The 26214-nt window shown below is 72.9% G+C and carries 29 protein-coding genes and 2 pseudogenes; 22 read left to right on the top strand and 9 right to left on the bottom strand.

Annotated elements, in window-relative coordinates; translation table 11 throughout:
* Positions 1–2 precede the first annotated feature (2 nt).
* The 5 genes and pseudogenes from ACF3NS_RS06175 to ACF3NS_RS06155 all read left to right on the top strand — a co-directional run bounded on the left by ACF3NS_RS06175 (position 3) and on the right by ACF3NS_RS06155 (position 4226).
* A complete protein-coding gene (locus ACF3NS_RS06175; RefSeq protein ID WP_392468582.1) occupies positions 3–920 on the top strand; it encodes a Cof-type HAD-IIB family hydrolase in 918 nt (305 codons plus the stop codon).
* A pseudogene (locus ACF3NS_RS06170) lies at positions 818–1417 on the top strand (family 1 glycosylhydrolase); the annotation flags it as partial. The gene ACF3NS_RS06175 and the pseudogene ACF3NS_RS06170, both read left to right, overlap by 103 nt.
* Before the next feature lie 158 nt (positions 1418–1575).
* Complete coding sequence (locus tag ACF3NS_RS06165; RefSeq protein ID WP_392468580.1) at positions 1576–3396, top strand: HNH endonuclease signature motif containing protein; 1821 nt, start codon at positions 1576–1578, stop codon at positions 3394–3396.
* A 25-nt stretch (positions 3397–3421) separates the two neighbouring features.
* Positions 3422–3838, top strand: a pseudogene (locus ACF3NS_RS06160) (CAT RNA binding domain-containing protein); the annotation flags it as partial.
* A 169-nt stretch (positions 3839–4007) separates the two neighbouring features.
* Entirely contained in the window at positions 4008–4226 is a 219-nt protein-coding gene (locus ACF3NS_RS06155; RefSeq protein WP_392468577.1) for a PRD domain-containing protein, read from the top strand.
* 10 nt (positions 4227–4236) lie between these two features.
* Here the strand turns inward: ACF3NS_RS06155 and ACF3NS_RS06150 are convergent, their stop codons facing one another.
* From ACF3NS_RS06150 to ACF3NS_RS06140, 3 genes are all read right to left on the bottom strand, one after another.
* On the bottom strand, positions 4237–4434 hold the full coding sequence (locus ACF3NS_RS06150; RefSeq protein WP_154593766.1) for a DUF5302 family protein: 198 nt from the start codon (positions 4432–4434) through the stop codon (positions 4237–4239).
* Between the two features lie 80 nt (positions 4435–4514).
* The gene (locus ACF3NS_RS06145; RefSeq protein ID WP_392468573.1) at positions 4515–4664 is read right to left on the bottom strand and encodes a hypothetical protein; all 150 of its coding nucleotides are present in this window, start codon (positions 4662–4664) and stop codon (positions 4515–4517) included.
* Positions 4665–4909: 245 nt separating this feature from the next.
* On the bottom strand, positions 4910–6535 hold the full coding sequence (locus ACF3NS_RS06140; protein WP_392468570.1) for an FAD-dependent oxidoreductase: 1626 nt from the start codon (positions 6533–6535) through the stop codon (positions 4910–4912).
* A gap of 73 nt (positions 6536–6608) precedes the next feature.
* Here ACF3NS_RS06140 and ACF3NS_RS06135 point away from each other — a divergent pair, with 73 nt between their 5' ends.
* The 10 genes from ACF3NS_RS06135 to ACF3NS_RS06090 all read left to right on the top strand — a co-directional run bounded on the left by ACF3NS_RS06135 (position 6609) and on the right by ACF3NS_RS06090 (position 15391).
* Entirely contained in the window at positions 6609–6776 is a 168-nt protein-coding gene (locus ACF3NS_RS06135; RefSeq protein WP_195849212.1) for a hypothetical protein, read from the top strand.
* Positions 6777–6779: 3 nt separating this feature from the next.
* Entirely contained in the window at positions 6780–7043 is a 264-nt protein-coding gene (locus ACF3NS_RS06130) for a metal-sensitive transcriptional regulator (RefSeq protein ID WP_392468567.1), read from the top strand.
* A gap of 30 nt (positions 7044–7073) precedes the next feature.
* A complete protein-coding gene (locus ACF3NS_RS06125; RefSeq protein WP_392468564.1) occupies positions 7074–7946 on the top strand; it encodes a fructosamine kinase family protein in 873 nt (290 codons plus the stop codon).
* Positions 7947–8039: 93 nt separating this feature from the next.
* Positions 8040–8525: a hypothetical protein gene (locus ACF3NS_RS06120; RefSeq protein ID WP_154593771.1), complete on the top strand. Its 486-nt coding sequence runs from the start codon at positions 8040–8042 to the stop codon at positions 8523–8525.
* Positions 8526–8676: 151 nt separating this feature from the next.
* Entirely contained in the window at positions 8677–9405 is a 729-nt protein-coding gene (locus ACF3NS_RS06115) for a hypothetical protein (RefSeq protein WP_392468561.1), read from the top strand.
* Between the two features lie 317 nt (positions 9406–9722).
* Positions 9723–10277, top strand: a complete 555-nt coding sequence (locus tag ACF3NS_RS06110; RefSeq protein ID WP_154593773.1) for a DUF4334 domain-containing protein — start codon at positions 9723–9725, stop codon at positions 10275–10277.
* 24 nt (positions 10278–10301) lie between these two features.
* Positions 10302–11183 (top strand): dioxygenase, encoded by an 882-nt coding sequence (locus tag ACF3NS_RS06105; protein WP_392468558.1) that lies wholly within the window; start codon positions 10302–10304, stop codon positions 11181–11183.
* Between the two features lie 51 nt (positions 11184–11234).
* Positions 11235–12299 carry a glutathione S-transferase family protein gene (locus ACF3NS_RS06100; protein ID WP_392468556.1) on the top strand — a complete coding sequence of 355 codons (1065 nt, stop codon included), beginning with the start codon at positions 11235–11237 and terminating at the stop codon, positions 12297–12299.
* 225 nt (positions 12300–12524) lie between these two features.
* Positions 12525–15086: an ATP-dependent helicase HrpB gene (gene hrpB, locus ACF3NS_RS06095; protein ID WP_392468554.1), complete on the top strand. Its 2562-nt coding sequence runs from the start codon at positions 12525–12527 to the stop codon at positions 15084–15086.
* A gap of 143 nt (positions 15087–15229) precedes the next feature.
* Complete coding sequence (locus ACF3NS_RS06090) at positions 15230–15391, top strand: hypothetical protein (protein WP_154593777.1); 162 nt, start codon at positions 15230–15232, stop codon at positions 15389–15391.
* A gap of 448 nt (positions 15392–15839) precedes the next feature.
* On the opposite strand, the gene ACF3NS_RS06085 is transcribed toward ACF3NS_RS06090, so the two are convergent.
* Complete coding sequence (locus tag ACF3NS_RS06085) at positions 15840–16478, bottom strand: hypothetical protein (protein WP_289033625.1); 639 nt, start codon at positions 16476–16478, stop codon at positions 15840–15842.
* Between the two features lie 92 nt (positions 16479–16570).
* On the opposite strand from ACF3NS_RS06085, the gene ACF3NS_RS06080 reads away from it, so the two are divergent.
* A complete protein-coding gene (locus ACF3NS_RS06080) occupies positions 16571–17629 on the top strand; it encodes an SGNH/GDSL hydrolase family protein (RefSeq protein WP_392468551.1) in 1059 nt (352 codons plus the stop codon).
* On the opposite strand, the gene ACF3NS_RS06075 is transcribed toward ACF3NS_RS06080, so the two are convergent.
* A complete protein-coding gene (locus ACF3NS_RS06075; protein ID WP_392468548.1) occupies positions 17615–17773 on the bottom strand; it encodes a hypothetical protein in 159 nt (52 codons plus the stop codon). The genes ACF3NS_RS06080 and ACF3NS_RS06075 overlap by 15 nt on opposite strands.
* A gap of 26 nt (positions 17774–17799) precedes the next feature.
* Positions 17800–18258: a DUF3817 domain-containing protein gene (locus ACF3NS_RS06070; RefSeq protein ID WP_392468545.1), complete on the bottom strand. Its 459-nt coding sequence runs from the start codon at positions 18256–18258 to the stop codon at positions 17800–17802.
* A gap of 103 nt (positions 18259–18361) precedes the next feature.
* Here ACF3NS_RS06070 and ACF3NS_RS06065 point away from each other — a divergent pair, with 103 nt between their 5' ends.
* Together ACF3NS_RS06065 and ACF3NS_RS06060 are read left to right on the top strand one after the other, a co-directional pair.
* Positions 18362–18595: a hypothetical protein gene (locus ACF3NS_RS06065; RefSeq protein ID WP_154593780.1), complete on the top strand. Its 234-nt coding sequence runs from the start codon at positions 18362–18364 to the stop codon at positions 18593–18595.
* The gene (locus tag ACF3NS_RS06060) at positions 18588–19004 is read left to right on the top strand and encodes a PIN domain-containing protein (RefSeq protein ID WP_392468543.1); all 417 of its coding nucleotides are present in this window, start codon (positions 18588–18590) and stop codon (positions 19002–19004) included. Before ACF3NS_RS06065 ends, ACF3NS_RS06060 begins: the two co-directional genes overlap by 8 nt.
* Here ACF3NS_RS06060 and ACF3NS_RS06055 read toward each other — a convergent pair.
* Positions 18994–19914 carry an ROK family protein gene (locus ACF3NS_RS06055; RefSeq protein WP_392468541.1) on the bottom strand — a complete coding sequence of 307 codons (921 nt, stop codon included), beginning with the start codon at positions 19912–19914 and terminating at the stop codon, positions 18994–18996. The two genes, ACF3NS_RS06060 and ACF3NS_RS06055, sit on opposite strands and share 11 nt — an antisense overlap.
* A gap of 113 nt (positions 19915–20027) precedes the next feature.
* Here ACF3NS_RS06055 and ACF3NS_RS06050 point away from each other — a divergent pair, with 113 nt between their 5' ends.
* From ACF3NS_RS06050 to ACF3NS_RS06040, 3 genes are read left to right on the top strand one after another with little or no spacing between them, the layout of a single operon-like run.
* Positions 20028–20741: an HAD family hydrolase gene (locus ACF3NS_RS06050; protein WP_392468539.1), complete on the top strand. Its 714-nt coding sequence runs from the start codon at positions 20028–20030 to the stop codon at positions 20739–20741.
* Positions 20738–23239: a glycoside hydrolase family 65 protein gene (locus ACF3NS_RS06045; protein ID WP_392468537.1), complete on the top strand. Its 2502-nt coding sequence runs from the start codon at positions 20738–20740 to the stop codon at positions 23237–23239. Before ACF3NS_RS06050 ends, ACF3NS_RS06045 begins: the two co-directional genes overlap by 4 nt.
* Positions 23240–23282: 43 nt before the next feature.
* A complete protein-coding gene (locus tag ACF3NS_RS06040) occupies positions 23283–23975 on the top strand; it encodes a DNA alkylation repair protein (RefSeq protein WP_392468534.1) in 693 nt (230 codons plus the stop codon).
* 174 nt (positions 23976–24149) lie between these two features.
* Here ACF3NS_RS06040 and ACF3NS_RS06035 read toward each other — a convergent pair whose 3' ends face one another.
* The gene (locus tag ACF3NS_RS06035) at positions 24150–24638 is read right to left on the bottom strand and encodes a hypothetical protein (protein ID WP_154593784.1); all 489 of its coding nucleotides are present in this window, start codon (positions 24636–24638) and stop codon (positions 24150–24152) included.
* A gap of 27 nt (positions 24639–24665) precedes the next feature.
* Here ACF3NS_RS06035 and ACF3NS_RS06030 point away from each other — a divergent pair, with 27 nt between their 5' ends.
* Positions 24666–25295, top strand: coding sequence for a flavin reductase family protein (locus ACF3NS_RS06030; RefSeq protein ID WP_392468531.1), 630 nt, complete (start codon positions 24666–24668; stop codon positions 25293–25295).
* Positions 25296–25326: 31 nt separating this feature from the next.
* Here ACF3NS_RS06030 and ACF3NS_RS06025 read toward each other — a convergent pair whose 3' ends face one another.
* Positions 25327–26214: a MaoC family dehydratase gene (locus tag ACF3NS_RS06025; RefSeq protein ID WP_392468529.1), complete on the bottom strand. Its 888-nt coding sequence runs from the start codon at positions 26212–26214 to the stop codon at positions 25327–25329.

Below are 26214 nucleotides of genomic sequence, written 5' to 3'. Positions count from 1 at the left end.
AAATGTTTCGCCTGATCGCCGTCGACATCGACGGGACCCTGCTGCGGTCCGACAAGACCGTCTCCCCCCGCACGCGTGACGCCCTCCGCACCGCTCGCGACCAGGGCGCGGTCCTCATGCTCGCCTCGGGGCGGCCCGAGCACGGCCTGCGCCACCTCGCCGAGACGCTCGGCCTGGGCCTGGAACGGCTGGTGCTGGCCTCGTGCAACGGTGCGGCCGTGGTGGACGCCGAGACGGAGGAGATCATCTGCCACCGCACGCTCGACCCGGCCCTCGTCGCGCGGGTGCTCGACCTGGTCGAGGAGCTGGGCCTCGCGGCGATGACGCCGCTCGGCCACGTGGTGCACGCGACCCGCGAGGACGGCTACAACGTCTCCGCCGAGGCACCCGCCAACGGCATGGAGCTGGCCATCACGCCGCGCTTCGAGGACCTGGGCGAGCCCCTCCACAAGGTCCTGGTCTGCGCCGAGCCCGCCCTGCTCGCCCGGCACGTCGAGACCTTCCGGCGCGAGCTGCACGGCCAGGCCGAGCTGGCGCTGTCCGCCCCCTTCTACCTCGAGATCACGCCACCCGGCGTCGACAAGGGGTCGGGGCTGCTCGACTACTGCGCGGCCCGCGACCTCGACCCCGCCGAGGCGGCTGCCTTCGGGGACAACGAGAACGACCTGCCGATGCTCCGCGCCGCCGGGACCGGCGTCGCGATGGGCAACGCGCTCGACCACGTCAAGGACGGCGCCGACCGGGTCACGGCCTCCAACGACGACGACGGCATCGCGGTCGTCCTCGAGGAGCATTTCGCGTCAACGAGCTGCCCCCCCTGCGTCGCTTCCGGGAGGCCGGCATCGAGCTGGAGATCACGGACGAGGACCGCGAGGACCTCACCAACACGGTCGACTTCGTGTCGTTCAGCTACTACATGAGCGTCTGCCAGACCGCGGACCCGGCCAAGCAGGACAAGGGCGAGGGCAACATCATGGGCGGCGTCCCCAACCCCACCCTCGAGGCGTCCGAGTGGGGCTGGCAGATCGACCCGGTCGGCCTGCGGATCGTCCTCAACGACTACTGGCAGCGATGGCAGAAGCCGTTGTTCATCGTCGAGAACGGGCTCGGCGCCAAGGACCAGCTGGTCGAGGTCGACGGCGTCAAGACCGTCGAGGACGACTACCGCATCGCCTACATGAACGACCACCTCGTCCAGGTCGGCGAGGCGCTGCAGGACGGCGTCAACCTGCTGGGCTACACCTCCTGGGGTCCCATCGACCTGGTGAGCGCCTCGACGGCCCAGCCGTCCAAGCGGTACGGCTTCATCTACGTCGACCGCGACGACGACGGGACGGGGACGTTGGAGCGCCACCGCAAGAAGTCCTTCGGGTGGTATCGCGAGGTCATCGCGACCAACGGCGGCTCCCTGGCCTGACGGTATGCCGGGGGGCGCGCGGGCATGGCTCGTGGCGCCCTCGCGGCGTCCCAAAACAGCCTCTGACCTGCAGAAATATGTAAATGACCCCTTCCCTTGGAGACAGGCCCTGCGGTAGTCTGGAGGTATCCCGGGACGAGGTCGAGGAGGTGGTCCCGATGGTGTCGAGGTCCCTGTCCGAGGTCGTCGCGGAGCACCTCCGCGAGGCGCTCGAGCCCATCCTGGCGCTTGCCACCGACACACCCTGCGCCGGTGGCGCGGGTCACGAGGGGGACGCCGGCAGCTCGGACCTGGAGCGGGCGCGGCGCTCGCTCGCCGTGGTCGTGGCCGTCCATCGCGCGACCGCCTGCCTGGAGGCCCTCGCGGTGACGGCCCACGCCGACCTGGTCGACGCCGTCGTCGACGACCTGCGTCGGTCCGAGGCCGAGCACGGACGACACCCGGGGCCCGAGTCGCTGCGCGCCGACGCCCGCGGGCTGACCACCGACGAGATCGTCGCCGCCACCGGTCTCGGCGTGGGCGCCGTCCAGCGGCGGGCGCGCCTCGCGTCGGGAGCGGCAGCGGTGCGCGATCCGCTGGTGGAGGCGATGGCCGGGGGCACCTGCACGCTCGAGCGCGCCACGACGCTGCGCGACGACACCGATCGCCTGCCCGACGAGGTCGCCGCAGAGGTCGTCGTGCGGGTGCTGCGCCCCAAGCGCGGGTACGCCCCCGACGACCGGTCGCCGGACGCCGTCGTCGGTCAGCGCCTCTTCCGCCAGCGCATCCGCGCGGAGGTGGTCAAGGAGGAGGCCCGTCTGGGGCTCGACGACCAGGCCCGCGCCGACCACCTGGCCCGACGCGACGTGCACGCCACCACCACGAGCCATGGCACGGGCGAGCTGTGCGCCACCGGCACGGCCGAGCAGGCCGCGGCAGCGCGGGACCGGATCGATGCGATGGCGCGAGCGGCCAAGAGCCGCGGCGAGTCCCGGACGCTCGCCCAGCTCCGGTCGGACATCGCCTTCGCCCTGCTCCTCCACGGCACGGTCAACCACGGCACGGGCGACGGGACGGTCGACGGCGGCGAGGAGCTCCGCCCGGCGGGGTCGTTCGTTCGGCCCGAGCCCCTCGGCACGCCAGCGCCATTCACGCACGCTCGCCGCCGCCGGCTGATCGGCCTTGACGGCCTGCTGCTCGACCCGAGGACCGGCGAGGTGCTGGGACCCTTCGGGCCGGGGGTGCGTGGCCGAGGAGCGCGCAGGGCGGAGCGACATGCGGCCGAGAGCGCCAGGCACGCCGCCTCGCCATTCGCGGACCTGCCGCTGCACGAGCCCCTCCGCACCGACCCACCACCGACGCTGCCGCAGCACCCAGACCCCTGGCTGGTCGCGACCGCGACACTCCTCGCCTCCCTGCCGACTCCCGCCGCCCGCATCGACGTCCGGGTCAACCTGACCACCCTGCTCGGGCTGCGCGACGACCCGGCCGAGCTCGTCGGTCACGGTTGGCTCAGCGCGGACCTCGCCCGCGAGATCGCGCTGCGCACCGACAGCGTCTGGCACCGCATCGTCCACGACCCCGTCACCGGCACGCTGCTCGAGCGGACCACCCACACCTACGGGCCCACCGAGAGCATGCGGGCCGACGTGCAGGCCCGTGACCTCACCTGCCGCGTCCCCGGGTGCGACAGACGGTCCGAGCTGTGCGACCTCGACCACAGCACGCCGTGGCCCGCCGGGCCCACCAGCCCCGACAACCTCGTGGCCCTGTGCCGCCACCACCACCAGCTCAAGACATCGGAGCGCTGGCAGCACGAGCTCCGCCCGGACGGCTCCCTGCGCATCAAGACCTACCTCGGGCAGCTGCTCATGAGCCGCCCGCACGAGCACGAGGACCCCGACACGTGCGCTGCCGAGAGGGCCCGGCGCCTGGCCCGGGACCGAGCGCTCGTCCAGGCCGGGTTCCTCGTCCAGCCCCCCGTCGGACGCGTGGCATGAGGTCGGCCCGGACGGGAGGTGCCCCGTGCAGATCAGGAGGGTCTTCAACAACAACGTCGTCCTGGCACGGCGGGGGGACGGCACCGAGGTCGTGCTCACCGGACGTGGCCTCGGCTTCCAGCGGCGCGCCGGCGAGGAGGTCGACCCGCTCAAGGTCGTCCGCGTCTTCGAGCCGACCGACGGTCGAGACCCCGACACGCTGGGCGGGCTGGTCGCCGCCATACCGCCGGAGCACATCGCCCTGGCCGAGGAGGCCCTGGACCTCGTCGGGGTGCCGGTCACCGCGACGACCCTCGTCGCGGTCGCCGACCACCTCAGCTTTGCCATCAAGCGGGTGCACCAGGGCATCGAGCTCGAGATGCCCCTGCGCGCCGAGGTGGAGCACCTCTATCCCCGCGAGCTCGAGCGCGCCCGCCGCGTGCTCGAGCACGTCAACGGCCGGCTCCCGGAGCCGCTCCCGCAGGACGAGGCCGTCGCCATCGCGATGCACCTGGTCAACGCCGCGATGATGGGCGGCGACCTGTCGGAGACCTATGCGATGACGGGGATCATCAAGCAGCTCTTCGAGGTGATCGAGAGCGCGCTTCATCACGCACCTGCGCTACTTCCTCGTGCGCGTCAAGGGCGACCGGCAGCTGACCGACGAGGCCGGCCCGCTGCGCGAGGCCATCCGGTCGTCCTACCCCGAGGCCTACGCGTGCGCGCAGCGGTGCCGGACCGTCCTGGAGCTGCGCCTCGGCCGGTCCGTCACGCAGGACGAGGTCGTCTACCTCACCCTCCACGTCGCACGACTGACCACCGAGGGTGCTGATCGCTCCGGCACGTCCTGAGGTCGGCCGATCAGCTGCCGGCCTTGCGGCGGAACATCTGCTGAGAGGCCTCACGACCGTGCCCCTGCCCGGAGACCTTGGACCGGTCATTGTCGTCGGCCGAGACGTCCCGTCCCGCGTGAGACCGCTTGGCGTCGAGGGCCGCTCGCATCCTTTGCTTGACCTCGTCCGGGACGGGGGCGTGGTGCGGCTTGTCCTTGGCAGACATCGTCGTCTCCTCTCGCTGGGCGTCCGCCCACTCTCCCACCCCGGACCTCCGCCCTCAACGCCTTTGGTGGGGCCGTGACGTCAGGGAGTCACGTCGTCGGGGTCCAACCGGGTCGCTCCCCCGGCGCGCGAGTCGCCACGGTCCTTGCCCTGGCGCCACCCCCGGCGCAGGGCGACGACCACCCCGGCGAAGGGCACGGCCAAGAAGACGCCGTCCAGACCGAGGGCCACGCCACCGGCGGTGGAACACCGTGATCAGCAGGACGGTGAGGGCGGACGACAGGAGGCCGGCGCCGGCGGCCGCGACCGACCCCAGCCGAGTGAAGATCTCCCCCACCCGGTCCCTCTCCGCCTCCACGCCCTGGTCCAGCAGGTCGCCGCAAGGAAGGCGGCGACCGCGACGATCTCCACCTGGCGCAGGAGCCACCCCGGCAGGCTCGCCCATCGCGGGCGGCCGCGTCTCTACCGCCCAGCGGTCACGACCGAGAGGCCATCCCGGCCACCCAGGTCCGGTAGCCGCCGTCCAGGTTGCGGACGGACCGGCCGGACGCCTGCAGGATCCTGGTCGCCAGGTGTGCCCGGACACCCACCGCGCAGTGGACGACGAGGTCTCCCTCGGGCACCTCGTCGAGGCGGTCCCTGACCTCGTCGACCGGGACGTTGACGGCCCCCGGTATGGCGCCCGCCGCGAACTCCTCCGGCGTGCGCACGTCCACCACGGTCACCCCGTCCCGCTGGGCGTTCTCGACCTCGTGCCACTGGATGCTGTCGGTCAGGCCGCTCGCGAGGTTCTCGTCGACGAAGCCGAGCATGTTGACGGGGTCCTTCGCGGACCCGAACTGCGGGGCGTAGGCCAGCTCGAGCTCGGCCAGGTCGCTCGCGGTCAGGCCGCCTCGCATGGCCGTCGCGATCACGTCGATGCGCTTGTCGGCGCCGTCCCGGCCCACGGCCTGGGCCCCGAGGATCGCGTCGGTGCCGGGGTCCACGAGCAGCTTGAGCGCAAGCCCCTGCGCCCCGGGGTAGTAACCGGCGTGCGAGAGGGGGTGGGTGTGGATGACCCGGTGGGCGCGGCCGGCGGCGACCAGGCGCTTCTCGTTCCACCCCACGGTCGCCACCTGCAGCCCGAGCACCCCGACGATGGCGGTGCCGAGGACCGGCCGGTCGCGGACGTCGCGACCCGCGATCAGGTCGGCCACGCGCCGGCCCTGCAGGTTGGCGGTGTTGGCGAGGGGCACCAGCACCAGGGAGCCGTCAAGGGCGTCGGCCTTCTCCACCGCGTCGCCGACGGCGTAGATCGCGGGGTCGCTCGTACGCAGGTGGTCGTCGACGACGATCCCGCCGCGCGCGCCGATCTCGAGGCCGGCAGCCTGCGCGAGGCCCGTGTCGGGACGGACCCCGATCGCCGCGACCACGAGGTCGGCGGGGACCCGCTCCCCCGTGGACAGCTCGACGTCCCGCTCGCCGATGGCGGTGACCGAGGCCGACAGGCGCAGGTCGATCCCGGCCTCGCGCAGGGCGGCGTGGACCGGGGCACCCATCTCCGGGTCGAGGGGCGCCATGACCTGCGGGGTCGCCTCGACCAAGGTCACGGCGAGGCCGCGGTGCAGGAGGTTCTCGGCGGTCTCGACGCCGATGAACCCCCCGCCCACGACGACGGCGGTGCGTGCCCCTCCCACGGCGGCCACCATCGCGTCGGTGTCCTCCACGCTGCGCAGCGCGAGGGCGCGCTCGATGCCGGGGATCGCAGGCCGGACGGGTCGGGCGCCGGGGGCGAGCACGAGGGCGTCATACGGCAGCTCGCTCTCCGATCCGCCCATGAGCGAGCGCACGACGACGACCCGGCGGTCACGGTCGATCCGCACCGCCTCGGTCTGCACCCGCACGTCCAGCTCGAAGCGCGCCCGCAGCGCCTCGGGCGTCTGCAGGAGCAGCGCCGAGCGCTCGGGGATGACCCCGCCGACGTGATAGGGGAGCCCACAGTTGGCGAAGGACACGTGCCCGCTGCGCTCGACGACGGTGATGGTGGCCGACTCGTCCAGGCGGCGCAGTCTCGCGGCCGCCGACATCCCGCCGGCCACGCCTCCGATGATCACGATGTTCATGAGTCCAGCATACCCCAGGGGGTATATACTGTGTATTGAAGCACGTCACACCCCACCCCTGAAGGAGACCGACATGTGTCGCCCCGTCACCTGCACGACCTGCGGCAAGACCACCTGGGCCGGCTGCGGCCAGCACGTCGACCAGGTGCGCCGCTCCGTCCCCGCGGGCCAGTGGTGCCCCGGCCACCCGGACCAGCCGGCCCAGCGGGGCGGTCTCCTCGGTCGCCTCCTGGGGCGCTGACCGATGCAGCTCCCCGCCGAAGATCTCGACCCCGTCCTCAAGCGGCTCCGCCGCGCCCAGGGGCAGCTGAGCGCGGTCATCCGCATGATCGAGGAGGAGCGGGACTGCCGCGACGTCGTCATGCAGCTGTCGGCGTGCAGCAAGGCGCTCGACCGGGCGGGCTTCGCGCTGATCTCGACCGGGCTGCAGCAGTGCATGACGTCGGACAACCCCGAGCGCGAGGCCGACCTCGAGGCGATGGAGAAGCTCTTTCTCTCCCTGGCCTGAGCGGGCGGCCGGGCGGGTAGGAAGGAGGTCATGTCCCCTCACCTGCCCGAGTCGCTCGTCTCCGGCCTGGAGGTATGCCGCGCCACTGCCCTCAGCGGTGGCGACATCGCCCTGGCGTACCGCCTCGACACCCCCGACGGCCCCTTCTTCCTCAAGACCAAGGAGCGTCCGACGCCGGACCTCTTCGAGCGGGAGGCCGCCGGGTTGGCGATCCTGCGCGAGCACGCCCCCGAGCAGATCGGGATCCCCGAGGTGGTCCGCGCCGACGCCAGCGGCCTGGTCCTGGAGTGGATCGAGGAGGGGCGGCCGGGGCGGCATACGGAGGAGTCCCTCGGCCGGGGGCTGGCCGGGTTGCACCGGGCGACCCACCCGACGTTCGGGGCCATCGACGGTGCGCTGGCCGGCTACCTGGGCTCGGCGCAGGTGGACCTGACTCCGACCGACTCGTGGCGCGACTTCTACGTTGAGCGACGGCTGCGTCCCCTCACCGAGCGCGCGGTGAGGGAGGGCCGCGTCGACCCCGTGGCGCTGCGGCTGGTCGACCAGCTCGCCGGCAGGGCCGAGGAGCTGTGCGGTCCACCCGAGCCGCCGGCGCTGCTGCACGGCGACCTGTGGGGCAGAAACCGCTTGGTGGACCAGGGCGGTCGCAGCTGGCTGATCGACCCGGCCGCGTACTGGGGCCACCGTGAGGTCGACCTGGCGATGATGCAGCTGTTCGGCGGGTTCGGGGAGGAGTGCTACCGCGCCTACGACGAGACCTACCCCCTTGCCGACGGGTGGCGCGAGCGCGTGCCGTGGTACCAGCTGCCCCCGCTGCTGGTGCACGCCATCCTCTTCGGCGGTGGCTACGGCGCGAGCGCGCTGCGCGTCCTGCGTTCCTACGCCGAGGGTGCAGATTCCTAGGCAACTCATACCTGCGCGACAGATTCCCGACAGCCCACGACGCCAGGCTCGGTCGCGACCAGCTCAGTGACAGGGAGTCGACAGGGAGTTCCGATGTCCGACAACAACCGCATCCTCACCGCCGGCGCCGTCGTCGCTGCCGGCCTCATGATCGCGGGGGGTGCGGCCGCCGCCCAGGCAGCCACCTCGACCACCCCCGCAGCCACGGGGTATGGCGCACAGCCCGGGTATGGCGCACAGCCCGGGTATGGCGACGGCCGCAGGCACGGCGGCCACGACCACACCACCGTGACCGGCGACGAGGCCGCCAAGGTCAGGGCCGCCGTCAAGGCCAAGGACGCGACCCTCACCGTCGAGCAGGTGCGCAAGGACCCCGACGGGTCCTACGACGCGATGGGGACCAAGGCCGGACAGCACGTCATGGTCGAGGTGTCCAAGGACCTCGCGACCGTCGAGGTGCGCACCGGCGGGCCGGGCGGACACGGCCGCCACGGCGGGCACGGCGGCCGGGACCGTGGGCCCGGCCAGGCGCCGACCCCCGGCGCCAGCGCCGCCTCGCCCGCGGGCTACGCCGTCTGAGCAGGATGCACAGGGAGGGCGCGCTGCTCCTAGGTGACCCCCACGGCGTTGACAGCGTCACGACAGCCCCGGCCGCGACCGTGGAGGTGCGAGTGAAGGACCCCTCAGGTGCACCAGCACCCGACCTGATCACGATCCACCAGGAGCAACGATGTCCCCCAACAACCGCACCCTCACCGCCGCCGCGGTGGCCGCTGCCGGGCTGATGATCGCCGGCGGGGCCGCTGCCGCCAACGCCGCCACCGGCGGGTCGCCACAGGCGTCCACCGGCTACGCCCAGTCGGCGCCAGGCGGCCAGCAGGGCTATGGCGCACCCGGCCAGGGTGGCCAGCGCGCCCCGCACGAGCACACCGCGGCCACGGCCGACCAGACCGCCAAGGTCAAGGCCGCCGTCACGGCCAAGGACTCCACCATCACCGTCACCACGGTGCAGAAGGACCCGGACGGCTCCTTCGACGTGCTCGGGACCAAGACGGGGCAGCAGGTCCGCGTCGATGTGTCGGCGGACTACCAGACCGTCACCGTGGACACCGGTGGCGGGCGCGGCCGGCACGGCGGGCAGGCCCAGCACCAGCACACCGCCGTGACCGGGGACGAGCTGTCCAAGGTCAAGGCCGCGGTCACGGCCAAGGACTCTGCCGTCACGGTCAGCGACGTGCAGAAGGACCCGGACGGCTCCTACGACGTCCACGGCACCAAGGCCGGCCAGCCCGTCATGGTCGAGGTGTCCAAGGACCTGGCGACCGTCGAGGTCCGCACCGGCGGGCCCGGCGCTCCGGGCGGCCGGGGCGGCACCCCCGAGGGCCAGCAGGGCCAGCAGGGCCAGCAGGCACCCGGCGCCGGGGCGACCTCCGCCCCCAGCGCTGCCGCGTCAGCCTGACCCGCGAACCCGCGCGGCCCGTCCCCCCCCTCGGCCGCGCCATCCCAGGAGCCCGGCGACCCCCCGCGGTCGCCGGGCTCCGACGGACGCCCAGCCCGGTCACAGACCCGGTGACAGACCCGCGACGGTCCCTCGGCAGGACCGCGGCGCACCGTGGAGTCACGAGCACCCCCGCCGTCACCGTCCCCGACGTCCACACCGACGCGCTCCCCGCCTCCCTCCCTGCAGCGCTCCCCGCCGCGCTCACGGCGTGGGCGATCCGCAGCACCAGGTCGGCTCAGTGACCACCGGCGGGCTCGGGCGGGCACAGTGGTCCCATGGAGTCGATCGACCAGCTGGAGCGCGGCACCGACCTGGGGACGGCGCTGGCGGCCTACGACCGGATGGCGCCCGTGCCGGTGGCGCAGCTGCGCGGATGGTGGCGCGGCGCCGAGATCCCGACGGGGCATCCGCTCGGCGGCGCGCTGACGGCATACGGCTGGTGGGGCAAGTGGTTCGCCGGACCCGAGGACGCGCACCCCTTGGTGTTCCGCACCCAGGGTGGCCGGCGCTACGAGGTGGACCCGGGTCGCCTGCCGCTAGCGGTCGGCCTGCAGGTGCCACCCCTGCTGCGAGGCCGTATGACGGCCAAGGCCTTTCGCGTCGTCAGCCCTGCGCTGCGGACCCGTCGGCCGCGGGGCCGGCTGCGGATGCTCGAGCACCGAGGCGTCGTGACGGCATCCCTCGTCTACGACCATCAGCCGATCGTGGACAGCTTCCGCGGCGTCGACGCGGACACGCTCGTGGGGGTGATGGACCTGCGGGGGATGCCGCCATACCTCTTCACCCTGCGGCGCACGTCTGATATCGTTGAATCCTCAACTATCTTGTGAGCCCTCCCGCCAGGAGCCCGACCCATGACCACCACCACCGCCGCAGCCGACGCGCTCGTCCCGGCGTCTCACCCCCTCGCCGGCCACCTGCGCCTCGCCGCGGCCGCAGCACCGCACCGCGCCTGGACGCCGGAGGACGGAGCCCTGCCCGCGATCTACCTCTCTCACGGCGCTCCCCCGCTGCTCGCCGACCAGGGGTGGATGACCCAGCTGCACGCCTGGGCGCACGACCTGCCCCGGCCCCGCGCCATCCTGGTGGTCAGCGCCCACTGGGAGTCCGACGCCATCGCCATCACGAACCCCCACCCGCGCGAGCTGGTCTACGACTTCTGGGGATTCGACCCCCTCTACGAGCAGCTGCGGTATGACGTCCCCGACGCCGCCTGGCTCGCCCGACGCGTGCGCGAGGTCATGCCCGACGGGGTGCACGTCCACGAGCAGACCGACCGCGGTCTCGACCACGGCGCCTGGGTCCCCCTCAAGGCGATGTACCCCGAGGCGGACGTCCCCGTGCTCCAGCTCAGCCTGCCGACCGCAGACCCCGAGCGGCTGCTGCGCCTCGGTGCCGCCCTGCGACCGCTGCGCGACGAGGGAGTGCTGGTGATCGGGTCCGGCTTCATGACCCACGGGCTCCCGTTCATCCAGTGGTCCCGCCCCGACCTCGTCCCCGACTGGTCCTCGGAGTTCGACGCGTGGGCCGGCGAGGCGCTCGCGCGCGGCGACGTAGAGGAGCTGGCGCGGTTCGCCGGGCGCGCCCCCGGTGTGGGTTTCGCCCACCCGACCGTCGAGCACTTCACGCCGTTGTTCGTCACCCTCGGCGCGTCAACCGACCCCGCCGCCCCCGTGCACGGCGTCATCGACGGCTACTGGACCGGCCTGTCCAAGCGGTCCTTTCAGGTGGCGTGAGCATGGTCCCTGACCTGGCTACCGATCCTCGATGTGGGGCATGGTGTCACCATGCCTGACGCACGCAACGCCTCCACCGCCGGCGCCTTCGAGCGGGACGAGTCCTACGTCAACGACCGGATCGTGGCGGACGCCCCCGCCGGCGCTCCGACGGGCGATCGGGTCGGCGCCATGCGCTGGCCCGTCGAGCCCGGCCGCTACCGCCTGGTCGCCGCGCGCGCCTGCCCCTGGGCGCACCGCGGCGTCATCGTGCGCCGACTGCTGGGGCTCGAGGACGTCATCTCCCTCGGCCTCGTCTCCCCCACCCACGGGGAGGAGTCGTGGCGCTTCGACCTCGACCCCGACGGCCGTGACCCGGTGCTCGGGATCCACCTGCTGCGCGAGGCCTACGACGCCCGCATCCCCGACTACCCCAAGGGCGTCACCGTCCCGGCGATCGTCGACGTCCCGACCGGTCAGCTGGTGACCAACGACTTCCCGCAGATCACCCTCGACCTGTCGACCGAGTGGCGCGAGCACCACCGCGAGGGCGCCCCCGACCTGTGGCCCGAGGCCCTGCGGGACGAGATGGAGCCGATCATGCGGCGCATCTACACCGAGGTCAACAACGGCGTCTACCGCTGCGGGTTCGCCGCCGACCAGCAGTCCTACGACGCCGCCTACGAGCGGCTGTGGGCCGCGCTCGACTGGCTGGAGGACTACCTGGCGGACCGTCGCTACCTCGTGGGCGATCACATCACCGAGGCCGACGTGCGCCTGTTCACGACCCTCGTCCGCTTCGACGCCGTCTACCACGGCCACTTCAAGTGCAACCGGCAGAAGCTGTCGGAGATGCCGGTGCTGCACGCCTACCTGCGCGACCTGTTCCAGACGCCGGGCTTCGGCGACACGACGGACTTCCCGCAGATCAAGGAGCACTACTACGTGGTGCACACCGACATCAACCCCACCAAGGTCGTCCCGCTCGGGCCCGACCTCGCCGGTCTGCTCGAGCCCAGCGGCCGCGAGTCGCTCGGTGGGTCGCCGTGGGGGGCGGGCACCGCGCCCGGCCCGGTGCCCAAGGCCGAGCGGGTTCCCGCCACCAACACCCCGTTAGGCGAGCGCGCCTGGGCGTGACGTCCAGGCCTGCGCGAGACCGAGGGGCAGCAGCGAGACGAGGGCCCTGGTGAGCAGACCGCCGTTCAGGCCCTAGAAGCCCCACCTGATCCAGCGGTCGTTCCACTCGTGGCCCGGCATGAGCGAGCGCACGCAGAACAGCATGAGACCGATGATCACGGGATATTTCGTGGTTTATGTTGCACACGCTGAGAGCACTCTGACAGCCGGGGCTACCCTCGGGGCATGAGCGCCTCGGCCGACCGCCTGGATCTCGGCCGGATCGGCGCCGGGTTGCCCTTCGCCCGCTCGGTGCCGGCCCTGCAGCAGGCGCTCGCCGACGGCGTCGCCGTCGTCCAGGCGCCCCCGGGGACAGGCAAGACGACGCTGGTGCCACCCGTGGTGGCCCGGTCGCTGGCGGCTCGCGGGAGCGGTGCTGGGCGCGTGGTCGTGGTCCAGCCTCGACGGGTGGCGGCCCGGGCCGCCGCGAGTCGTCTTGCCGCCCTGACGGACTCGCGCGTCGGCGAGCTGATCGGCTGGACGGTGCGCGGGGAGCGTCGGCTGGAGCCGACGGCCCTGATCGAGGTCGTGACGCCCGGCATCCTGCTGCGCCGCCTGCTCGCCGACGCCTCCCTCGAGGGGGTCGGGGCGGTCCTGCTGGACGAGGTGCACGAGCGGGGCCTGGAGACCGACCTGCTCGTGGGGCTGCTCACCGACCTGCGTACGCTGCGCGAGGACCTGCTGCTGGTGGCGATGTCGGCCACCGTCGACGCGGCCGCCTTCGCCCGGCTGATCGGTCCCGACGGCGCGCCTGCCCCGGTCGTCGACTGCCCGTCGGCACTGCACCCCCTCGCCGTGGCGTGGCGCCCGGGCGCGGGCCCTCGCACCGACGCCCGAGGCGTGTCCCGTGATTTCCTCGCCCACGTGGCGACCGTGGCCGCCGAGGCTCATCGCGCCGCCGTGGCTGAGGATCCGTCGGTCGACGCCCTGGTGTTCGTGCCGGGCGCCTGGGAGGTCGGCCAGGTCGCGACGCGGCTGCGGGCGCTGGCGGGACCGGACGGGACCGAGGTCCTCGAGCTCCACGGGCAGGTCGGGCCTCGGGAGCAGGACCGCGCCGTGGGCGGCCGTCGGTCGGGCGACCCTGCCCGCATCGTGGTGTCCACGTCCTTGGCCGAGTCCTCGCTCACCGTCCCGGGCGTGCGCCTGGTCGTCGACGCGGGCCTCGCCCGGGAGCCGCGCCGGGACGCCGCCCGCGGCATGTCGGGCCTGGTCACCGTCACCTGCTCGCGTGCCTCCGCCGACCAGCGGGCCGGGCGGGCGGCCCGCCTCGGGCCGGGTGAGGTGGTCCGGTGCTACGACGAGAGCACGTATGCCGGGATGCCCGAGCACGTGACCCCCGCGATCGCCACGAGCGACCTCACGGACGGCGCTCTCTTGCTGGCCTGCTGGGGCACGCCGCGGGGGCAGGGCCTTGGCCTGCCCACCGTTCCCCCTGTCGTGGCGCTCCGCGACGCGGAGACGACCCTGCGGCGGCTGGGCGCGGTCGACGACGAGGGCGTCGTGACGGCGGAGGGGCGACGGCTCGCGCGGATCCCGGTGGGTGCCAGGCTGGCCCGAGGTCTGCTCGACGGGTCCGAGCTCGTCGGCCCGCGCCGCGCCGCCGAGGTGGTGGCCGCGCTCGCCGACGACCTGCGTTCTCCCACCGGCGATCTCACGGGCCTGCTGCGCGAGCTGCGCTCGGGGCACCCGGCCTCCGACCGATGGCGTCGGGAGTCCCGCCGCCTGGAGTCCCTCGCGGTGGGGGCGGGCGCGGCGGCATACGACGCGATGGTCGAGGGGCTCGTCGTCGGGATGGCCCACCCCGAGTGGGTCGCCCGCCGCTCGGGTGACACCTATCTGCTGGCCGGCGGCACGAGAGCGGCTCTGCCGCAGGGCAGTCCGCTCGCACATCAGGAGTGGCTCGCGATCGCCGACGTGACGCGGGCGACGGGCAGGACGGCGGCGGGGACGGGCGCGGTGATCCGGCTGGCCGCACCCCTGGACCAGGAGGGCGCCGAGCTCGTGGCGGCCCACCTGCTCGTCGACGAGGTGCGCGCCGAGCTCGTGGAGGGGCGCGTCCGCGCACGTCGGGTGCGGGCGCTCGGCGCTATCGAGCTGACGTCGACCCCCGTGGCCGCCTCCGGCACGGCCGCGCACGCCGCCGTGCGAGAAGCGTTGCGCGATCGGGGTCTTGGGGTCCTCACCTGGTCAGACGCCGCGCGCACGCTGCGAGATCGCCTGGCACTGCTGCACACTCATCTCGGCGACCCCTGGCCGGACGTGTCCGACGAGGCCCTGCTCGATCGGCTCGACGAGTGGCTCGGTCCCGAGATCGACGCTCTCGCAGGGGGGTCCGCGGCAGGGCGCATCGACCTGACCGAGCCGCTGCGCCGCCTGCTGCCCTGGCCCGAGGCATCGCGGCTCGATCAGCTCGCTCCCGAGCGGTTGGCCGTCGCGAGCGGCTCGCACGTGCGCATCACCTATCCCCCGCACGACGACCCCGATGCCCGACCGACCGTGCGGGTCAAGCTGCAGGAGTGCTTCGGCTGGGCTGCGACGCCGACGGTGGCGGACGGCTGGGTCCCGATCACCTTCCACCTGCTCTCGCCGGCGCAGCGCCCGCTGGCGATCACCGACGACCTGGCGTCCTTCTGGAGCGGCCCCTACCAGCAGGTGCGAGCGGAGATGCGCGGCCGCTACCCGCGGCACCCCTGGCCCGAGGACCCGTGGACCGCCCGAGCCACCGCCCGCACCAACCGCCGCCGCTGACCGACCTCAGCCGACGGGAACGTCCGCCCGGACGGGAAACCCCATATCCGCCACCGAGAATGGCGCGGCGGGGATCAGGGTCATGGCGCGCACGGTGGCGGCGTCCAGGACGGTGGCGACCAGGGCGCGGCTACGGTGGTGGGATGACTGATGACATCTCGCGCGAGCACGAGCCGTCGGGCTTCGCCCGGGTCTTCGGGCCCCTCATCGCCCTGCTCGCGGTCGTCGGGCTCGGCTGGGCCGCCAGCCGGGGCCGCGACCGCGACCCCGTGACGGCGGCTCGGCGCCCTGACCCTCAGCGCTGAGGGTTGCTGGTCCCGACCTGGACCCATCTCCAGTGATCTGCGACGTCTATCGACCGGTCAGCGTCATGTCACTGCGCGTTCGTGGTTGCGCGGTGCACGTGTAGGAGCGGGTTCCTGTGGTGAGGATGATGCCGGCGGTGAAGCGGGCGCCCGAAGTCGGCCAGCGCTGTCGGGTCCAGGGCGGTGAGCTTGTCAGGTGTCAGCCGTAGCAGCCGCGCAGCCAGACCAGAATCGACGACGTGCACCTTGGGCCCTTGCGCTGACGCGGGAGCGCAGGTTCTTGCCCCACGCCGGCAGGCGGACCACGAGGAAGAGGTTCTCCAAGGAGTCGCAGGTGGCTCTCGACGGTGGCCCGGTTGACCCCGAGCCTGTCCGCGGCCGGTCGGGCGGAGATCGGGACGCCATCCCCTCCCCCCGGAGGAGGAGCGGGGGCCGGGTGTGAGGGTGGTCAGTCGCAGTTGGGGCAGATCCCGCTCAACGGCAGCTGCAGGAAGCAGCGCGGGCAGATCACCGGCGCCGGCTCCTCGGCCTTGGCCGAACGGGAGGCGCGAGAGGCCTTGGGCTCCTTGGGGACTCGCGGGGCCCGCGAGGGCCGCGCGGTCTGCCTGGCCGGGTTGGTCCGCGCGGTCTGCGACGCGCGCTCCGGCGACGTGTCGACCGTGGTGATTGGGCGCAGCAGCGGCTGGGCGTCCTCGGTCACCGCGGGCGCATAGCGGCGGTTGCACTCCAGCCGCGCCTCGGCGGCGGCCTGCTCGCGCAGCCCCGGTCCAGGTGCCGCGTCCCCGCAGGCGACCAGGACCGCGTCGTACATCGGACCCACCGCCCCGTCCGCCTGCACGACCAAGGACACGAGCTCGGGCTCGCCGGCCTCGCGGGTGCGCCGACCCACGATCGTGAGGACCTTGCCCAACCAGCTGCGGAACGGCACCTCGGTGCGGACGCCCGAGCGCTCCTGGACGCGAGCGGCCAGGTCGGCATGGGTGATGGCGGTCTGATGGACGGCCGCCGTCTCCAGCAGCACGACGCTCGCGTGGTCCGCCCAGGTCTCGTAGCGCTGCTGCATGCTCATCAGTCGGGGATCGCCCATGCGCACATCATCCCAGTCGAAGGGCCCATCCTCGACCACGGCCCGCTATCGTCACCGTCAACCACGCCCCAGACCGCACCCGAGGAGCACCCATGGGTCAGCACCGCACCCCCGCCGCCGGCCGGACGACCCGCCCTGCCCGGCTCGCGACCCTCGTTGCCGCGACCGCGGTCGGCTCGACCCTCGCCGGCACCTTCGTCCTCCTCGCGGCCGCCCCCGCCCAGGCCCAGCGCCCGCGCGACTACGTCGCCCTCGGCGACTCCTACTCCTCCGGCGAGTCGGTCACGCCCTACCTCCCCGGCTCGGACACCGCCATCAACCGCTGCCACCGCTCCCTGCGGGCCTATCCCCAGCAGCTGGCAGACTCCCTGCATGCCACGACCGTCGACCACGGGGCCTGCTCGGGGGCCGTCACCCAGGACCTCTACGCCCCCGACCACAACGGCAACCGCGTCACCGTCGACGCCCTGGAGCCCGCCCAGCTCAGCCGGGTCGACCGGCGCACCGACGTCGTCACCTTGACCATCGGGGGCAACGACGTGGGCTTCGGCTCGGTCCTGGCGGCGTGCCTGTATGGCGACCGCCAGCGCGCCACCCGCACGGACTGCTCCACCAACGCCGCGCTGACCGGTGCGGTGGCCGCCCGCATCGACGCCCTGGCCGGGCGCGGCACCGCCACCACCCCGGGCGGCCTGCCGATCACGCCGCTGCGCCAGATCATCGCCGACATCAGGGCCCGCTCCCCGCACGCCCAGGTCGTGCTCGGCACCTACCCGCAGCTGGTGTCCTCGACCTTTGCCGGGAGCGAGTGCCGGGTCGGCGGCCTGACCGTCCGCGAGGCGCCCACCCAGACCGTCCCGCTCTATGTCTCCAAGGCCGACGCCGCGTGGTTCGCCGCGACGGTCAACCGCCTCGACCAGGTGATCCTCGACGCGCCGCGCTCGGTGCGTGGTCGTCCGGCGCGGGTGGCCGACGTGCGCCCCGCCTACGGCGACCACGCGCTGTGCGGCAGCACCACGTCGTGGATCACGCCCGTCAAGGGCACCGTCTCGGCGACCACGGGCGCGGTGTCGATCGACGGCTCGTCCATGCACCCGACCATCGACGGCCAGACCGCCTACGCCCGAGCCTTCCGCTCACAGCTGCGGTGAGGTCGCCCCTCGCTGCTGCCGCACCTCGGTGCTGCAGCGCCAGTGGGCCGCCGGCACGGTCAGCCACAGGAGCAGCCGGCCGAGGAGCACCCGCTCGAGCAGCCCGAAGACTGCCCGCAGCGGCTTGACCACGAGGGTCACCACGACCCCGACCCGGCGCCCGTCACCCGTCAGCGCTGCGGGACCGGCGGTCCCAGCCAGAGCAGCACGGCCGTGACGACGGCGACGACGAGCGCCGCGACGAGGACGGCCAGGAGGGGGCGGGCCAGACCCATGGCGACGAGCCGCTGCGGCAGCGTCCGCGGGGCGTCGCCGCCGGCCGCCAGGCGCCAGCGGTCGGCGAGCAGGCCGCGCCGTTCGGCATACGACTCGAACGGCACGGTGGCGTAGGGCACCACGGCCGACGCCAGTCCGGCCAGGGTCGTGCCGAGAGACCAGCGCCGGTCGATCGCCACCACGACCGTCACGAGCGCGTAGGCGAGGAAGACCACACCGTGCACCAGCCCACCGACCCGCACCCCGAGCTCGGTGGTGCGCGTGACGTACTTGAGGACCATGCCGGCGATCAGCAGGGTCCAGGTGACCACCTCGGCCCGGGCGAGACGGCGGTACAGCAGGCGGGGGCTCACGAGACTCCTCGGCACGGTTGACGACAGCGACGCAGATCGTGCCACGTCATCCTGGGTGACGCCGTAAACCCGTGCAGCACTGATGCAGCGTTACACTGATGAAATGGCGAACCTTACCGTGACCGTGGACGGTGAGACCCTGCGGCGCGCCCGCATACGAGCCCTGGAGCGGGGCGAGTCGGTCAACGGCTATCTCGCCGAGATGTTGCGCAGGTATGCCGGGGACGTGCCCCAGGCGGAGATCTTCACCGACACCCTGAGCGTGGTCCGCGCGTCCGGAGCGGGGGCCGACAACGGCCCTCGGTCGTGGAGCAGGGACGAGCTGCACCGTGCCTGAGATCTTCCTCGACACCAACGTCCTCGCCTACCTCTACGACGATGGCGAACCCTCCAAGCAGATCGCGGCAGGCCGACTCCTGCAGCGACCAGGTCACCGGTTCACCGTCAGCACCCAGGTCCTCTTGGAGCTCCACTCGGTGCTGACCCGGAAGTTCCGTCCACCGGTCGGTCTCGACGACGCGCAGGTCGTCGTGGCACGGCTGGCACAGCTCCCCTGCGTGACCACAGACGCCGACCTGGTGGTCCGGGCAGCGACGACCGCCAGGGACCATCAGCTGAACATCTGGGATGCCATGGTGGTCGAGGCGGCAGCCGAGGCGGGCTGCACGGAGCTGTGGACGGAGGACCTCGCCACCGGGTCGACGCTCCGCGGCGTGACCATCGTGGATCCGTTCGTCAGCCGCTGACGTCGAGCCCGAGGGCGATGGCGCCGAGGACGCCGGCGTCGTCGCCCAGACCCGGTGCGACGACGTAATCGCCTGCACCGCCGGTGATCTCGTGCCGGCTGATGTAGCCGCCGAGCCTGCCCACCATGGCGGCGCGCGTCGCCTCCAGCGCTCCCGGCAGGTGCGGCACGCCGCCGCCGACGACGATGCGCTGCGGCGAGAGGATCAGCACCAGCGCCGCGGTCACCTGACCGATGTAGTAGCCCGCGAGCCGCGCCGCCTCGGCCTGGCGGGCGGGGTCCAGCAGCTCCAGGCGCGTCCCGTAGCGGTCCGCGAAGGCCGGGCCGCTCGCCATACCCTCCGCGCACCGCCCGTGGTAGGGGCAGCGGCCGTCGTAGGCGTCGTCCGAGTGACGCTCGACGAGGACGTGCCCCATCTCAGGGTGGAGCAGGCCGTGCACCGGTCGGCCGTCGAGGACCGCGCCGCCGCCGATCCCGGTGCCGACGGTGAGGTAGACGACCGACCCGACCCCCTGCCCCGCACCCCAGCGCTGCTCGGCGAGCGCAGCGCCGTTGACGTCGGTGTCCCACCCCACCGGCAGCCCGAACCTCTCCCGCAGGCGACCCACCACGTCGGTGTCACGCCAGCCCGGCTTGGGGGTGGTCGTGATCCGGCCGTAGGCCGGGTCGGCCTCGTCCAGGCACACCGGCCCGAACGACGCGACCCCGAGCGCGGCCAGGTCCTCCCCCTCGTCGAGCCGCGCCTGCAGCCAGTCGCTCACGGCGCCGAGCGTCTCGTCCTGGCTCGTCGTGGGGATCACCGTCCGCTCGCGGAGGTCCTGCGGGCCCGAACCGATGGCGCACACCACCTTGGTGCCGCCCATCTCGATCCCTGCCACGGACTGCGCGGGAGTGCGCTCGGTCGTCGTCATGGGACCACTCTGCCCGGCCCACCCCTCGTCACGCTGGGCGACCCCCGGCGCTCGTGCGGGGCAATCGCGGCTGGATCGTTCAAGAGCGGCGGGAACGTCGGTACCCTCGTGGTGTGGACTGGACCCGATACGACGCTGCGCTCTTCGACCTCGACGGCGTGATCACCCCGACGGCGATCGTGCACATGCGGGCGTGGAGCGAGATGTTCAACGCCTACCTCACCTCGCGCGGGATCGCCGAGCCCTACACCGACGAGGACTACTTCGCCTACGTCGATGGCAAGCCTCGCTACGACGGCGTGCGGACCTTCCTCGCCTCGCGCGGCATCATGCTCCCCGAGGGCGAGCCCACCGACGCGCCCGGCACCGAGACCGTCTGCGGCCTCGGCAACGGCAAGAACGACGCCTTCCGCACCGTCCTCGAGCGCGACGGCGTCGAGCCGTATGCCGGCTCGGTGCAGCTGCTCGACCACCTCGCCGCCATCGGCACCAAGGTCGCGGTCGTCTCCTCCTCCCAGAACGCCCGCCCCGTGCTGACCTCGGCCGGGCTGGTCGACCGCTTCCCCGTGATCGTGGACGGCGTCGTCGCGCGGCAGGACCGCCTCGCCGGCAAGCCCGCCCCCGACACCTTCCTCGACGCCGCGGAGCGCCTCGGCGTGCCCCGCGAGCGCGCGGTCGTCCTCGAGGACGCCGAGTCCGGCGTCGCGGCGGGGCGTGCGGGCGGCTTCGGGCTGGTCGTGGGCGTCGACCGTGGCGCCGGCGTGGACCGCCTCACCGCGTCCGGGGCCGACGTCGTGGTCTCGGACCTCGCGGAGCTGGTGCCGTGACGCCGCTGCACCTGACGGCCGACCCGCTGGACCGCACCCGCTTCCCCGTCGAGCCGTGGCGATTCGTCGAGACCGAGTACTCCGGCGACGACCTCGGCACCACCGAGACGCTGTTCGCCGTGGGCAACGGCTACCTCGGCATGCGCGGCAACCCGCCCGAGGGGCGCGAGGCGCACACGCACGGCACCTTCATCAACGGCTTCCACGAGACCTGGGACATCCGGCACGCCGAGCAGGCCTTCGGCTTCGCCAAGGTCGGGCAGACCATCGTCAACGTCCCCGACTCCAAGCTGATGAAGCTCTACATCGACGACGAGCCGCTCCTGCTGTCCGTCGCCGACCTCGTGCACTACGAGCGCGCCCTGGACTTCCGGTCCGGCAGGCAGACCCGCGACGTCGAGGTGCGGACCGCGTCCGGCAAGCGGGTGCGGATCTGCTCGACCCGGATGGTGAGCTTCACCGAGCGTCACCTCGCCCTGATGACCCTCGAGGTGACCCTGCTCGAGGGCGACGCCCCGATCGTCGTGTCCAGCCAGATCATCAACCGGCAGGACGGCAAGGACGAGTACCACGTGCGCGCGGCCGCCATGGGCGAGGGCCACGACCCCCGCAAGGCTGCGGCCTTCAGCCAGCGGGTGCTCGAGCCGCAGTCGCACTGGCACAGCGACCGCCGCATGATCCTCGGCTACCGCACCGCGCAGTCCGGCATGACCCTCGCCGTCGGCGCTGACCACACCATCGAGACAGAGGCGGCATACGAGGAGCTCATCGACAGCGACCAGGACCGCGGCCGCAAGATCTATCGCATCGACGCCAAGCAGGGCCAGACCGTCACGATCACCAAGGCCGTCAGCTATCACACGTCGCGCGGCGTCCCCGTGCGCGAGCTCGTCGACCGGTGCCGGCGCACCCTGGACCGCGTCCGCGAGCACGGCGTCGACTTCTACGTCGAGCAGCAACGGGAGTGGATGGACCGCTACTGGGCCAACACCGACGTCGAGCTCGAGGGCCACCCCGCGCTGCAGCAGGCGATCCGCTGGAGCCTGTTCCAGCTCGCCCAGGCGTCGGCGCGCGCGGACCAGCTGGGCATCGCGGCCAAGGGCGTCACCGGCTCCGGCTACGAGGGGCACTACTTCTGGGACACCGAGGTCTACGTCGTCCCGTTCCTCACCTACACCTCCCCCGAGGTGGCCCGCAATGCCCTGCGGGCCCGGGTGCAGATGCTGCCGAAGGCCCGTGAGCGCGCCCGCGACCTGTCGCAGCGCGGCGCCCTCTTTCCCTGGCGCACGATCAACGGCGAGGAGGCCTCGGCCTACTACGCCGCGGGCACCGCGCAGTACCACATCGACGCCGACGTGGCCTTCGCGTTCAGCAAGTTCCACGACGTCACGGGCGACGTGGGCTTCATGGCCCGCGACGGCATCGACGTGCTGGTCGAGACCGCGCGCATGTGGGCCGACCTGGGCTTCTGGCGCGAGAACGGCGACCGGACCTTCCAGATCCACGGGGTCACCGGCCCGGACGAGTACACCACCGTCGTCAACAACAACCTGTTCACCAATGTCATGGCCCGCGACAACCTCGAGCGCGCCGCCCGCGCGGTCCGCGAGCTGCGGGAGACCGACCCCTCCGGCTACGCCCGGCTCGTGCGACGCCTGCGGCTCGAGGACGAGGAGGTCGTCGAGTGGGACGCGTGCGCCGAGCACATGGAGATCCCCTACGACGAAGAGCTGGGCATCCACCCGCAGGACGACCACTTCATCGACCGCGAGGTCTGGGACCTGTCCCGCACCGACCCCACGAAACGACCGCTGCTGCTGCACTACCACCCGCTCGTGATCTACCGCTTCCAGGTGCTCAAGCAGGCCGACGTGGTGCTCGCGCTGTTCCTGCAGGGCGACCGCTTCTCCCTCGAGGAGAAGCGCCGCGACTTCGACTACTACGACCCGATCACGACGGGCGACTCCACCCTGTCGGCCGTGGTCCAGTCGATCATCGCCGCCGAGGTGGGCTACGCCGACATGGCGCTCAAGTACTTCTACTCCGGGCTCTTCGTCGACCTCGCCGACCTGCACCGCAACACCTCCGACGGCGTGCACATCGCCTCCGCGGGCGGCGTCTGGAACGCCCTGGTCCACGGCTTCGCGGGGATGCGCGACTACCACGGCACCCTGTCCTTCGACCCCCGCATGCCCGACGCCTGGCCCCAGCTGACCTTCCCGATCCGGTTGCGCGGCACCAGGATCCGCGTCACCGTGCGGCAGGAGTCGATCGCCTTCGAGGTCGAGGAGGGCACCCGGGTCGACCTGTCGGTCCGTGGGGTCTCGTATGCCGTGACCGCCGGCTCACCCGTCACCGTCCCGCTCGACGGGCAGGGCGAGCGCCGCGCCAGCCTGCAGGGTTCGCACCCGGTGATCGGGGACCTGCGCACGGACGGCTCGATCATCTCGGCGGGCGTGCCCGACCCCGACCAGTGGCGGCCCGGCGGCCCGCACTGAGCCGCGGCACCCGCGGTCGGTCACGCATCGCTACGCTGACGGCGTGAGCGACGCCGACACCCTGGTCGCGCAGGTCCGGGCGGCCCTGGCCGCGCACGCCGACCCGGAGCGGGCCGCCGGGCAGCAGCGCTACATGCGGTCGGCCATGCCGTTCCACGGGCTGACGACACCGCAGCGACGGCTCGTGACCCGCCCGATCCTCGCGGCGCACCGCCTGGCCACCCGCGAGGAGTGGGAGGCCACCATCCGCCGGCTGTGGGACGAGGCGACCCACCGCGAGGAGCGCTACACCGCGATCGAGCTGCTCCGGCACCGGGCCCACCGCGACTGGCGGGACACGGCGCTGGCACCTCTGCTCGAGCACCTGATCACGACCGGCGCGTGGTGGGACGTCGTCGACGCGACCACGCCGGTCGTCGGCGAGATCCTGCGCGCGGAGCCGGGATTCGCGTCGCAGCTGCGCGACTGGTCGAGGTCGGACGACTTGTGGCTGCGCCGAGCCTCGATCATCGGCCAGCTCGACAGCAAGAGCCGCACCGACGTCGCGCTCCTGCAGGACTGCCTGGACGCCAACCTCGGCGACCGCGAGTTCTTCATCCGCAAGGCGATCGGTTGGGCGTTGCGCCAGCACGCCCGCGTCGACCCCACCTGGGTGCGGACGTATGTCGCGACCCGGCGCACCCGCCTGTCGCCCCTGTCGGTCCGCGAGGCCCTCAAGCACCTCGGCGACGCCTGACCCGACCCGCGCGCACATCCCGCGCTCCCCCAGCAGAAATGTCACACCCAGCGACCCCACACGCGCACACCCCGCGCTCCCCCAGCAGAAAAGTCACACCCAGCGACCCCACACGCGCACACCCCGCGTCCCCCAGCAGAAATATCACACCCCGCGGCTCGGGACGGCGCGGCGTCAGCCGTCGAGGTCGGCGAGGAGCGAGTCGCGCTGGTCGGCGGGGATCGCGTCGACGGGCAGCGGGGTGCGGGTGTTGTCGCGGCGCTCCAGGACGAGCACGCCGTCGTCGGTGACCCGCGCCCGACGGAAACGGTCGAGCGGGTGCTCCGTCCCCGAGAGCGGGAAGCGCACGAGGCGGGCGGGGGCGTCATACCGCAGGGCGAAGCGCTCCTGGCGACCGAGGGCCGAGGTGACCCGTCGGCGCCGACCGACGTCGGCCCCCACGAGGACCAGCGCCAGGATGGCGGGCGCGAGGGCCAGCCACCACGAGATCGATCCGCCAGACAACGCCACGACCACCGCCGCGACGACAGTCAGCCCGACGAGCACGATCTCGAAGGCGCGCGCCTTGCGGCGTGTGGGGCCGTCGATGGCCTCCGCCAGCCGACGGACGAGCTCGGGCGTCGAGGTGACGACCGGTCCGCCGTCGTGGTCGAGGGTCTCCATGGCGGGGACTCTAGCTAGGGTGGCGGCATGCGTCACGACTTCCCGGTCCACGGAGAGAACGCCCCGGACAACCCGGCCCTCTATCGCCTGCTGACGTCGGTGATCGTCCCGCGGCCCATCGCCTGGGTCACCTCACGGTCCGCCGCGGGGGTGGACAACCTCGCACCGCACTCGTTCTACACCGTGGCGTGCGTGGACCCGCCAATGGTCCAGTTCACCTCGGTGGGGGTCAAGGACACCCTGCGAAACGTCCGGGAGACAGGAGAGTTCGTCGTGCACCTGCTCGGGGAGCGGCACGTCGAGGTGGGCAACGCGTCGGGCACGGACTACCCGCCACAGGTGAGCGAGCTCGACGCGCTCCAGCTCGAGCGGGAGCCCAGCGTCACCGTCGCCGTGCCCCGGCTGGCCGCCAGCCCGGTGGCCATCGAGTGCCGTCTGCACGCCGCCCTCACCCTCGGCGACTCGACAGTGGTGATCGGCGCGGTGCAGCACGTCGCCGTCGACGAGGACGTCCTCGACCTCAGCCGCCCCGACGGCCCGCACGCCCGGATCCGCGACCTCAAGCCGCTCGCCCGGCTCGGCCGGGACGAGTGGGGCACGGTCGGCGAGGTGCTGGACATCAAGCGGATCCCGTACTCCCGCATCAGCGGTCGTTGACGCGCCCGGGCGGGGCCCCGGGCGACGCCGGTCAGGCCTCGAGGGTGGCGACCAGGTGGACGGTCTCGGGCCTCTTGCTCGAGCGCATCGCGGCGACCTGGACGTCGCCGGAGCGGTCCACCACGAGGTCGACGGTGGTGGGCAGCAGCACGGGCTTGCGGAACCACACGTGCGACCGGCTCGGGCCGGCGCTCGCGGGGCCCAGTGCGGCGAGGGTCCGTGCGCCGGTCCACATGCCGTGGGCGATGGCCCGCGGGAACCCCATGGCCCGCGCGGTCAGCGGGTGCAGGTGGATCGGGTTGACGTCCCCCGAGACGGAGGCATAGCGGCGGCCCAGGTCGTCGGCCAGCCGCCACCGGGCGCACGGCTCACCCGCCGGTATGCCGGGCGCGTCCGCGCCGCGCGGGGCGCCGTCGTCGCCGCGACCCCGCTGCAGATAGGTGCTGGTCTCCTCCCACACCGCCTCGCCGTCGACCTGCAGGAGCGTGACCAGGTCGATGAGTCGCCCCTTGGGGTGAGGGCGCAGCGCCTCGGCCCACACGGTGACGTCGTAGTCCTCACCGGCGGTCAGGGTGCGGTGCACGGTCGTGGCGTTCTCGACGTGCACGAGACCGGGCATGGGTAGCGGGAAGTCCCGGTCGGACATGATCTTGGCCGCGAGCGGGAAGCCCAGCAGGTGCGGGTAGGCGTGCGGCAGGACGTCGCCTCCCGGCGCCCCGACGAGGCGCTGGTAGTCCGCGAGGTGACCCCGGTCGACCTGCACGCCGCGGCGCAGCAGGCGCCGGGTGGTCAGGTCACCGCCCCGGCCCTTGGCGGTAAGGGCGCCGCGCACAAGCGAGCCCACCAGTGACGGGGACTCGCGGATCTCGCGGATCTCGCCGAGCTCCCGGCTGGGGAGCGCGGGCTGGTCGGTCGTCAT

It is taken from the genome of Arsenicicoccus cauae (genome assembly GCF_043162025.1).
Classification (GTDB): Bacteria; Actinomycetota; Actinomycetes; order Actinomycetales; family Dermatophilaceae; genus Arsenicicoccus; species Arsenicicoccus cauae.
This window is presented reverse-complemented; position numbering and strand designations above follow the sequence as displayed.